The 10,419-nt window shown below is 59.1% G+C and carries 10 protein-coding genes; all 10 read right to left on the bottom strand.

Going from position 1 to position 10,419, the window contains the following annotated elements; all coding sequences use genetic code 11:
• A partial coding sequence (locus tag QZ213_RS17800) for an MtrB/PioB family outer membrane beta-barrel protein (RefSeq protein ID WP_291687407.1) occupies positions 1 to 1,478 on the bottom strand: 1,478 nt, incomplete at its 3' end.
• 126 nt (positions 1,479 to 1,604) lie between these two features.
• Positions 1,605 to 2,993: a DmsE family decaheme c-type cytochrome gene (locus QZ213_RS17795; RefSeq protein ID WP_291687406.1), complete on the bottom strand. Its 1,389-nt coding sequence runs from the start codon at positions 2,991 to 2,993 to the stop codon at positions 1,605 to 1,607.
• Between the two features lie 126 nt (positions 2,994 to 3,119).
• Entirely contained in the window at positions 3,120 to 3,248 is a 129-nt protein-coding gene (locus QZ213_RS27200; RefSeq protein WP_365885070.1) for a NapC/NirT family cytochrome c, read from the bottom strand.
• A gap of 24 nt (positions 3,249 to 3,272) precedes the next feature.
• Positions 3,273 to 4,424, bottom strand: a complete 1,152-nt coding sequence (nrfD, locus tag QZ213_RS17790) for an NrfD/PsrC family molybdoenzyme membrane anchor subunit (RefSeq protein ID WP_291687408.1) — start codon at positions 4,422 to 4,424, stop codon at positions 3,273 to 3,275.
• A 56-nt stretch (positions 4,425 to 4,480) separates the two neighbouring features.
• Positions 4,481 to 5,341: a 4Fe-4S dicluster domain-containing protein gene (locus QZ213_RS17785; protein ID WP_291687405.1), complete on the bottom strand. Its 861-nt coding sequence runs from the start codon at positions 5,339 to 5,341 to the stop codon at positions 4,481 to 4,483.
• 39 nt (positions 5,342 to 5,380) lie between these two features.
• Complete coding sequence (locus QZ213_RS17780; RefSeq protein WP_291687404.1) at positions 5,381 to 6,421, bottom strand: c-type cytochrome; 1,041 nt, start codon at positions 6,419 to 6,421, stop codon at positions 5,381 to 5,383.
• A gap of 491 nt (positions 6,422 to 6,912) precedes the next feature.
• Positions 6,913 to 7,704 carry a hypothetical protein gene (locus QZ213_RS17775; RefSeq protein ID WP_291687403.1) on the bottom strand — a complete coding sequence of 264 codons (792 nt, stop codon included), beginning with the start codon at positions 7,702 to 7,704 and terminating at the stop codon, positions 6,913 to 6,915.
• A gap of 106 nt (positions 7,705 to 7,810) precedes the next feature.
• The gene (locus QZ213_RS17770) at positions 7,811 to 8,119 is read right to left on the bottom strand and encodes a c-type cytochrome (protein WP_291687402.1); all 309 of its coding nucleotides are present in this window, start codon (positions 8,117 to 8,119) and stop codon (positions 7,811 to 7,813) included.
• A 58-nt stretch (positions 8,120 to 8,177) separates the two neighbouring features.
• Positions 8,178 to 9,365 carry a c-type cytochrome gene (locus tag QZ213_RS17765; protein ID WP_291687401.1) on the bottom strand — a complete coding sequence of 396 codons (1,188 nt, stop codon included), beginning with the start codon at positions 9,363 to 9,365 and terminating at the stop codon, positions 8,178 to 8,180.
• Positions 9,366 to 9,641: 276 nt separating this feature from the next.
• A complete protein-coding gene (locus QZ213_RS17760) occupies positions 9,642 to 9,866 on the bottom strand; it encodes a hypothetical protein (protein ID WP_291687400.1) in 225 nt (74 codons plus the stop codon).
• Positions 9,867 to 10,419: the final 553 nt, after the last annotated feature.

The raw sequence follows: 10,419 nt of genomic DNA, 5'->3' as shown, positions 1-10,419 counted from the left end.
CTGGCGTCGGCGCGCGTGAAGTCATAGTGCTCATAGCCATAGGCGCCGCCGATATTCACCGAATTGACCGGCCTCCAGGTCGCCTCGGCGCCGCCATTTTGCTTGATGTAGCCGAGAGACAGGGAATTCACCGGTGCATAAACTGCGTGACCCGCCGTGATGGTCGAAGCGGCATCGGCGATGACCCAGTCGGAGAGATGCAGCTCGGGTGTCTGGTTGCTGTAATCGAGATAACGATAGCTCACCTTCGTCTTCAGATCGGAGGTGACCTGGGTGGTGACGACGTTGTTGACCAACAGCGTATTGATTTTCCCGTCCAGGCTCGTCACGCCGGTCCCGCCCTGGGTGCGGACCAACGCCGGAATGGTCGCAAGCGACGCCGCCGGCAGCCCGCCGTTCATCGCCAAACCAGGAATGCCGCTACCTGCAAATGGCAGGAACGCATCGTTCTGCCGCATCCCGCTGTAGGAAACCGTTCCCATATACCGGCTCCGGAACGGCAAATCCGCGCCGAGCGTGCCGGAGACTCCGTTCATCTGATTGTTCGGCGGCGTCGACATCATCGCAAGAGGCGAGGTTGCGTTTCCATTGCCGGCACAGGTAAGGCCGACACAAAATGGATTCTGCACGGTATAGTTATTGAAATCGTCCTGATAGACCGAGCCATTATACCCGACCATCGCATTGAACTTCTTCCCCCAGGCCGACGTGCCCGAGTACTCGCCGTTCACGCCGAAGTTCTGCGTCGTATCGGCGATCGGCTTGGCGACATCGACACGAGACCCGTTGTTTGTGTCCGTGAAAAGCACGCTGTCGACCTGGCTGCCGGTCCTGCGCATGTTGGAGTAGTTGGCCCGGATGTCCCAGTTGTCGGTCGGCGTGTAGCGATAGTCCACGGCAGCCGTATCGCGCCGGATGCCGACATCGGTCGGGTGAACATTCTGATTGATGATGGTGCTGATCGCGTTGGTTTTGGCGGTGCTGGCGGCGGTTGCAGCGCTGGGGATCGTGGGGAAACCCGCCGTGCCTCCCGCAGCAGAAAGCTGGGCGCCTATACCCGGATTGGCCAGCGTCAGCGCGTTTCCGTTGGTATTGAACAGCGTGCTGCCGCTGGTGCTGTAGACGTGGGGCGTCTGGTCCCACATGAAGTTGAAATACTGCTCGCCGGCCTTCGACAGATAGGCTTCGTAACGCTGATCGCTGTAACCGACGTTCTTGCCCCAGGCGTCGATTTCGTAGAGGCCATTCTTGCTGCCGGCGGCAACATTGAAGTCACCGAACGGCCCCGGCTTCACGGTGCTGTACTCGTAATATTTCGCAAGGCTGCCCTGGCCCTGGTAGATGTGGCCACCATAGGCGGGATCGTTGAGGAAACCTCGCCCGCCGAGTTCAATGAAACCATGCGTCCACCAGGGAGTGTCGACCACGACCGGAGCCTTGACGAGAAGGTCCGCGTCGGCCGCCAGCGCGCTGGGCATGACTGGCGCCATGCCGAGCAGAAGGGCCCCAGTTGCACAAGAGAGAAGGACGCCAGTTCGCGATTTCATTTTAGCCCCCCAGGGCAGTTAGTGATCGTCTAGTTCATTCGTCACGACGTGAGAGTCTTACCGGTGGAGGAGCGCTCCCGACGGGCTGTTGGTGCCGTGAACCTGCGTGTGACAGTTGTTACAGGCACGCCCCATGATCTGATAGGAGTTCGGACCGCTGGTCAGCGCGTGACCAAATCCGTGACACTCGGCGCACAGCCGGGGCCGGGAAACCTTCAGCATGAACTCGTTGATCGAGCCGTGAGCTTCATGGCAGTTGAGACAATTCTCGCGGACCGGCGTGTGTTCGAACAGGAACGGTCCGCGCTTCTCGGCGTGACACTTGTAGCAAGTCTCGTTGATCGTCGCCGTCTTCAGCAGACTTTCATTCGCCGTGCCATGCGGATTGTGGCAATCGGAGCAGACCATCTTGCCTTCGCGCAGCGGCATATGCGACGAGCGCGCCATCTGTGCCCGCTTGTCCTTGTGGCACTGGAAGCAGGTCTCGGGCTCGTACACGGTCTTGAGCTGGAATTTCTGCGACACGCTGCGCATGATGGTGTGGCAATTGGTGCAGGCCACGTTGCGGACTTCGTGGACGCTGCCTGACCAGTAGGTGCGGTCGCCCTTTTCGTGGCAGGCGAGACAAATCGCGTTGTTGTCCTGAACGCTGCGCGACAGGTCGTCGGCGCGGAACGAAATGATACCGCCGACACCGCGGCCGCCGCCCAGTTTCACATGCTGCGAACCCGCTCCGTGGCAGTTTTCGCACGCGAACTTGCCGGGCTGGGTCTTGCCGATGCGTCCCATCAGCGTCTTGGAGAACGATTCCTGATGGCCGGCGTGACAGGTCGCGCAGACCCTCTCGCCGACGAAATGCGCTTCAACCGGCGGACCGGCAGGCTTGCCCCTGGCGGGCGCCGCCACCGGCGCTTGCGGCGCTACAGGCGCCGGCGTTCCGTTGCCGCGGAGGAAGTCCTGCAGCGCATCGATGGCGTTGTCCGCCTCAGCGAGCTTCAGGCGGGGTTCGGGCGAGGGGACCGACCGCTTGGCGCCCACGCGCTGGGCGAATTCGGCAAGCTCGACAAAGACCGCTTCGTCCTGCGAGGACGCCGTTGCCTTCTGTCCGGACGTCGCCGGTCCCGGTGCCTTCAAGTCCGCCGCGACCGTTTGGGCGAAGCCGGCGAGCGCGGAGAACGCGTCATCGCCGCGCGGAGCCGTCGCGGGCTTGGCTCCGTCAAGATCGAGCAGCGCGGCATAGACGCCCTGGCCCGACGTCGGGAAGATGGGCTGGTCGGAGGTGATCACCCCGACCGCGAAGGCAGGCTGAATGAGCCCGAGCACCGCGCCACCCACCAAGGCCGACTTCAGAAGCGAGAGGAGCTTGGCCAGAGGCTGCGCATAACATGCCCTCGCATATTGCGCTCCCCTGTCGAAGTAGTTTCCAGAACCGCCAAACCTGCTCATCAAAAACGCCCCCGCGTTCAACTGTCGGTAGCTTTATCGTTCACTAATGTGTGAGCTTCGATGCCGCCTTCAGATATTGCTAAAAAGTCACACTTCGAACATTTCGACACGAAAGCCGAAATGCACCTACTTCTTTTCGGTTTCGTCGGCAGCTTCCGGCTCTTTGGGAAGGTGGTGCGCGATACCCTTTTGGCAATCGATACAAGTTGCGCCAGCCTTGAGCCGCGGCCGAACAGCGTCCTTTTCTGAGGAAATCTATTCCGGTCGGACGCTCGGCCGTTAGTGGGCAATAACCGACGGCATCCCCTTCGCCAAAGCTGATTCGGCTTCGTGCCACGGCGGCAGAAAGCGAACCAATATCGACAGCAAGACGAATGGCAGGACCAGCACGCAGCCCGCGACGAATAAACCTTCCCTGGCGAAAATCGGCGGCCGATATGCAAGCAACCCCTTGCCCGTCTTCGCAATTTCCTGCCCGCCGATCACCACATTATAGCGCATCATCAGCACCGCGAGCAGGACCAGGCATGCGCTCGTGGTGATGGCTACGACCAGCGTCGGTCCGCTCGTGCCGCGCCAAATGAAGAAGGTAATTACCGCGAGCGGCAGCACCGACCCAATCCCGAATTGAAGGATGAAGAACGGAACAAGGAGCGGGCCTTTGACGAACGACATGATCACGTCGATCCCTTCCCGGCCGCGATAGACCATGCTGGCAAATTCCAGCCCTTCCAGCAGCAGGGTAAACATCATGAAACCCCACAGCGAATAGGCCATGACTTTCAGGCACGCCAGGTCGACCGGAACCTTGCGCAGCCTACACGACACGACATAGAGCACGATCACCAGGGCCGTACCGGAGATGATCGCGGAAAACAGAAAGATGACCGGCATGAGATCGGAGGACCACCATTCGCGGGACTTGAGCGAACCGAATACAAAACCCACGTAGCCGTGCAAGCCGTGAGCTCCGGGAATGCCGATGATCGCTAACGCGAATAGCCATTTTTTATCGTAACTTAAGGCCTTCTCGGAGAGGTCGTCCGACCCGAGCGTCGCCACGCGATAGACCCATCCCAGCGGCCCTTTCGTGGTCTTGGCTGTTTGCACGATTTGCGGCCGGAACACGAACCAGGTCTCCAAAATCAGCAGAATGACATAGAAGGCAGCCGCGTAAGCAAAGATGGCGAACGCCGATGTCGTATGCGGCGTGATCATGGCGTTGAATGCCCGCTCCGGGTGACCGAGGTGCAGCAACAGCGGTATTGGCACAACAACCATGCAGCACAAGGAGACCAGCAGCGCGAAATGCGCCACCGGCCTCAATTGCTGGAAGCCGAATACCTGATACAGGCTCGAGATGGTGAAGGCGCCGGCGACCAATCCGGTCAGGTAGGGATAGACCACGATGAGTATGGTCCACGGGATCATCGTCTCGTTGGGATAAACGTAGCCGGTGAATGGAGCGGAGTGCACTAAGGTTTCCATCAGCTCACGTCCTTGTCGATGCCGATATAGAAGACATTCGGCGCATTGCCGGTTTCTGGTTTCAGCACGGAAACGCGATTATTTTGAATGAACTGGCTGATTGCGCTTTGCTTGTCATTGCGATCGCCGAAGATGCGCGCACCGACCGGGCAAACTTCAACGCAGGCAGGCTGCAGTCCCTTGGTAATGCGGTGGTAACACCACGTGCACTTGTCGGTGACGCCCGTTTCCTCATTGAAATAGCGTGCGCCATAAGGGCAAGCCTGCACGCAATACTGACAACCGATGCAATAGGTGTGGTCGATGACAACAACCCCATCCTCGGTCTTATAGGTCGCACCGGTCGGGCATACCTGAACGCAAGCCGGATGGGTGCAGTGGTTGCACAGCTTGGGCACGAAGAACGCCAGTTCCACTTTTGCGTCCCTGTAGCGATCGGCGAAACGATATTCGCTTTCAGAGCCGGAGGCCGCAATATTCACCGGATCGGCCTGACTGTCGACACGAGCGGTCTCTTCGCCCTCCAAGGTCACGTATCGCTCGACCCAGGTGCGGAAGTGATGCGCGTCCTGGGGAACATTATTTTCCTTCTTGCATGCCTCGACGCAGCGCAGGCAGCCGATGCATTTGGTGGCATCGACGCCGAATGCCCATTGGTGCTGGGTCCAATCATATCCCGGGATTGCCGGGTTGGGCGGAACTTCGGTTACCGCCGCCTCCGCAGCAGTCGTCGCGACAGTTCCTGTCGTTATAGCACCTGCCGCCGCTGCTGCCGCGCTGCATGCAAGAGCACTTCCGAGACAGCTCAGAAATTCTCGCCGCCCCGTCTGCTGGCCTTCGAGCTTTTCCTTGTCTTCCATTTGCGTATGCTCCTGGGCAACTGTCCGTTCGGCCAAGTCCTATTTACATGCCGCGCTGGCGTAATAGGTCGCCACGCTTTCGGCATCCGAGTCGTTCAAGTCCTTCACGATTCCAGCCATCATGCCGTTGTTACGGGCGCCGCCCTTGTAGGCTTTAATGGCGTTGACCAGATAATCCTTAGACTGCCCGGCAAGGTTCGGCCACGCTCCGTTGCCGGCGCGTCCGTCGGCGCCGTGACAGGCGGTGCACTTCGATGCGATCGCTTTGCCCGCCGATACGGCCTGCGCATCCGACGCCGGCGCGGCTTCGCATTTCAGTCCCGAGAAATAGGCCGCGAGATGGCCGGTATCTTCAGCGTTCATCCCCTGTGCCGCCGGGCTCATCATCGGATTGTTACGGCCGCCCGTACCGTATGCCTTGAGGGCTTCGGCGAAATATGCCGCATTCTGTCCGGCGAGGCTCGGGCCGGGGAGATTTCTGCTGACGCCCTCTGCGCCGTGACAGCCCGCACAGGCAGCAGCCTTGGCTTTACCGACGATGGGATCACCCGCCTGGGCCGCTGCCTCTGCTACCGGCGTCAGATTTAGCTTCGGCGAATGCGGGTTATGACAAACAATGCACTGCTGCGTGCCGGCGTGGTCGGCGACCACGATTTGACGCTGCTGAAGAGGCCTCCCCGTCATCCGTTCATGACAAAACGTGCAAAGCTTTCTGGTGTCGGTCGGGACGACCATCTTGAGATTGTTCGGGTGATCCGCGCCGGTAGCCGACGCTTCGAACGGGCCGAGAACGTCGCGCTCGCCGCCGGCACCGTGACACACCTCGCATTTAACAATCTTCCCGATGTCCGAGCTGTTGTGCACGCCATTGGACCATTCCGCGGTTTGCTTCGCATGGCATGACGCGCAATACCCCACCCCTTTGAATTTCGGTTTGTCCGAGGCGATGTCTGCTACCGAGTCACCCCTGTAATGACCGTATTCGTAGAACGAATTGACGGTGAAAAATCTCTTCGCACCATATCCCACCACGACGCAGACCAAGATTACCAGGATCAGCCTGAAAATATGTCGCGGCATGGCGTTCCCGTTTCTTGGGGCTATCCGGTCGACATCGAGATGTGTGTGATCGAAATCGCCGCCCTGCCGGAATATCGTCGGGCAAGTTCACGGCATCGGATGCGCGGTGGGTTCTTCATTGAAGTCCCCCTTCTGTCGGGAGGGCGCGGGAATCGGTTCCTCGAAATTAAATTAGCGAAATGCGGATTCGAGTAATTGACTCAAATCAAATCACCGGTTTTCCGGTAACAATAAAGACTTTTCAACTTCTTCAATCGGAAAAATACTTTCGCGAGCGATGGCGCCGGAGGATCGCGCGCACCCGGCCGGCCGCTGCGGCAGCCGATCGTGCGGGCCTGAGGCCGGTCGAGCGGGCAAATAGAAGCGCCGCGAATATCGCCGACAGATAGGCCATACCTGTGCTGTTAGTGCAGAACCTCGGGCAAGCGCTCTATCTTCGCACTTGCCCGAGCATGGTTATAAGCACCGTTACGCTGCTTTGCCGACGTCACTCAGCCAATGATGGCAGTATCGCCGCCTACTCTCTCGGCAACCATTGCAGGCGGCGGCGAGAACCAAAGCTGGTACATGGTGACCAGCCACATGAAGGCGAAGCATCCGCCCATCAACGCGCCGGCGAACAATACGACCCAGGCGAATGGGTGAAACAGCTTGGTGAAGTACCACGAGCTGACATCCATTACGATGGCGCAATAGGGAAGCGCGACGATCATACACTTGAGCCAGACGGGCCGCACATAGGCATGGGTAAACATCAGGCCCATGATGAAGAAGATGAAGGTCAGGCCGAACAGATGAATATGAGACACGCGAACCAGCGTGAAGACATCCGTTCCAGTATCCTGCTCCGTCACCTTCTTGATATTGTCATAGCTGCTCAAATTTGGCAGATGCGGGTTACTGCCGTCGTGGCAACCCATACACCGCTTGTCCAGAATCGGCTTGACGCTCTTGTCGTAGCTCGCGTGATCGGAACCTTGTTGCACCCAAGCGATGATGGCTTTGGTTTCGTCGGACGGCAGCATGTTCGACATTGGTCCTTGCAATGCCGATTCGAGACGCGAGCCATGCCCGCTGCCGCTGTATGCGACGACAAGATCCTCATACGAGAGCATCATCTTGTTGCCGGTGCCCCGTCCAGCGTATGTGTGAAAGACGTAGATCAGGGCAAACATGTAACCCAACCCGAGTACCAGCAGCGTCATCGTATACAAGACGCGCTGGCTATACGGCAGCTCCGAATAGTGACGATAAAGCCTGTGGAGCGGTGGCTGCTCAGCCATGAGCTATTCCTTTAATTCTTGCGGGCCGTAAATCAGAGGACGATGGTCGCCGCAGCGTTAAGAAGCGCGCCCAATCGTTTGCTAAAGCGAACATGCTGGCGCGATATCACTTTGCTTTGAGCGATGCGTAGTAAGCCGCCAAATTTGTCATGTCCCCATCGGTGAGAGCGCCTACCATTCCCTTCATGACGGCGTTGTCGCGCTTGCCCGATTTGTAGTCCTTCAGGGCTTGGACAAGCACCTCTTCGCTTTTGCCCGCCAATGCAGGATTGGGCGCGATCCCTTCACCGTTTGGGCCATGGCACCCGGCGCAGGCAGCGGACTTGGCCTTGCCAGCCGCAGCGTCACCAGCGGCATGGGCGCCGCCAATCCCGAGTAAAGCGGCAATTCCTATGTTCAACAGCATTCGTTTCATTGTCTGCTCCTTTTGAAAGGTGTTGCCATCGCCGCGGTGCCAAGACGTATGTTCCTGCTCATTTGGTACCCGATTTGGACTGAAGTATCACAAATACCACCCCGCGCGCCTTCTGCCGCGTGTAGTAGGCCGCAATGTTGGTGATATCCTGATCCGTCAGCACATCGGACATTGCCGCCATCTGAGGGCTCTTGCGCGCGCCTGTCCGATAGGCCTGCAAAACCTTTTCCAGATAATCCAAGCGTTGCGCAGCCAAAGCGGGCAACCGTGGATCCGCACTGTTGCCGTTAATGCCGTGACAACGATCGCACCTCTCCGCCCATTCCTCGGCGGTCTGCGGCTTGCGTACGTTCGGCTGCTTCGGCTCCTGACCAGCGTAGAAGGCTGCAACATTCTTGACTGCGCTGTCGTCGAGCGACGCCGCCAAACCTTTCATGGTTTCGTCGCTGCGGGCTCCCTGCTTGTAGCCCTGCAGCGCGCTCGCGATATACGATGCATCCTGTCCGGCAAGGCTCGGAGTCGCCGGATTTCCGCTCACACCATCCGACCCGTGGCATCCCGCACAGGCGGCTGCCGCCGTCTCGCCGGCAGCCTTGTCGCCGGCAGCAGGGGTCTGGGCCCGCGCCGGCTTTTGCAGCCCAAAGTAGAGCGCGATGTTATTCATGCTCGCATCGGTAACGCTTGCGAGCATCGACTTCATCATGTCGTTCTTGCGTTGCCCGCTCTTGTACGCCTTCATCGCGGCAACAAGATATTTCGGATCCAATCCGACAAGGCTTGGCATGCCGGGGGTCTTGCTGATTCCGCCGTCCCCATGGCATCCCACGCAGCCCGCCGCTGCGGTCTTGCCGGCTTGAACTGGATCAGGTGCGGTAGCGTTTGCGCTATTTGCTGCACTGGTTTGCGGAGGGTCTAGGCTGGCAAAGTAAGCGGCCGCTTTGAACAGCGCATCGTCATTTAATGGCCTGACCACGTTATTCATTGCGCTCTCGCCGCGGACGCCAGCCTGGTAGGCCTTCAGCTCGAGATACAGGTAGGCTGGGCGCTGACCGGCAAGATGTGGCACGCCGGGACTTTCACTGACGCCATTCGCGCCATGACAGCCGGCACAGGAAGATTCCACGATGCGCTTGCCTTCCGCGACATCTTGCGAGTTCGCATACAGGGTTCGCAGCTCCGGACCGTCGTCGGCATTGATTCTCGGTTGAGCGGACGCGCCCTCGAAACAGGCTCCAGCGAGAAACACGCCGGCAATGACTCCCGCGGCGGCCAGGGACGGGCAACGAAGGCAAGCACTCATCTGTCGGAGAAAAACCCGGAATCGTGCTCGGCACCCGTTCAGAGAAGTTGCGTCGATTGATCCTTGCATCCTATCCCCATCCTGCGGCTCACCTAGTTTAGTGCAACGAGCCGATTCCGATTCCGCTATCGGAGCCTGTAAATTTTATCGCAAGCACAAGAAGGGACTCACAATATCAAAATAGTTTGCAAATCCCTTTTGTCTGGGAAACCTAGCCTTGAACTATTTGGGTTTTTTACCCGGCAGCTTGTGGCCGTTTGCTGCAAATGCTTCACCAAATGCGGTGCGAGGACCGCCGCCGGCCGGGTTCGCATGACACGCACCGCAGGCTTTTCCGGTTGCCGCGGCGTAGGCCGGCAATGCCGCCGCAGGTTTAGGGGCGGCGATCGTCAGCACCCCGCCAACTGCCAACGCTGCGACAACAGCTCCCAGGACTTTAACATTCATCTTGCATCTCCGTTGATGGGAACGAACGCAAAAACAAGTAAGCGATTTTCGGCGCAAAAGATTTGATCTCGATCAACAACATCGCTCGAATAGCGCGGCCATTCAAGACTAATTGAACCATCGATACAACTTCCTTTACCGCGCTATGGTGACAGGCAGATGAGCGCGGTGGCTCGGATCGACGAGCAGGATGCGCCAATCGGGAAGCCGCACGCCATCGCAATTCCGGGAGCCGCTCCGAGAGCGGCCGGCTCGCAGCCAAACCAGTTCAGCAATCCCATCGCCGCTGCCCGCTCGCAAGAGCGACCCCGCGCGATGCACCGCGCGGTTCGAGCGCGTTTGACGCCCTACCCCGGCGGATGTCGATCTGACGGGACGGAAGCTCGGTCTGGTCGGTCGGGTGTCCCTTCCGGGCGCGCAATGCACGCAAGCGGGCATATACCGGGCGCCGCAAGATTCTTTCAGTGCTTGCCGGCGATCCAATCGAGAATCTGCGTGGAAGCGATGGTTTTCTTCGGCGTATGGGGATTCAGGGTCCCGGCAATCGCGCTCC

This window comes from Bradyrhizobium sp. (genome assembly GCF_017881085.1).
Classification (GTDB): Bacteria; Pseudomonadota; Alphaproteobacteria; order Rhizobiales; family Xanthobacteraceae; genus Bradyrhizobium.
Note: the sequence above shows the minus strand (reverse complement) of the source record. Positions and strands in the feature narration are given on the sequence as shown.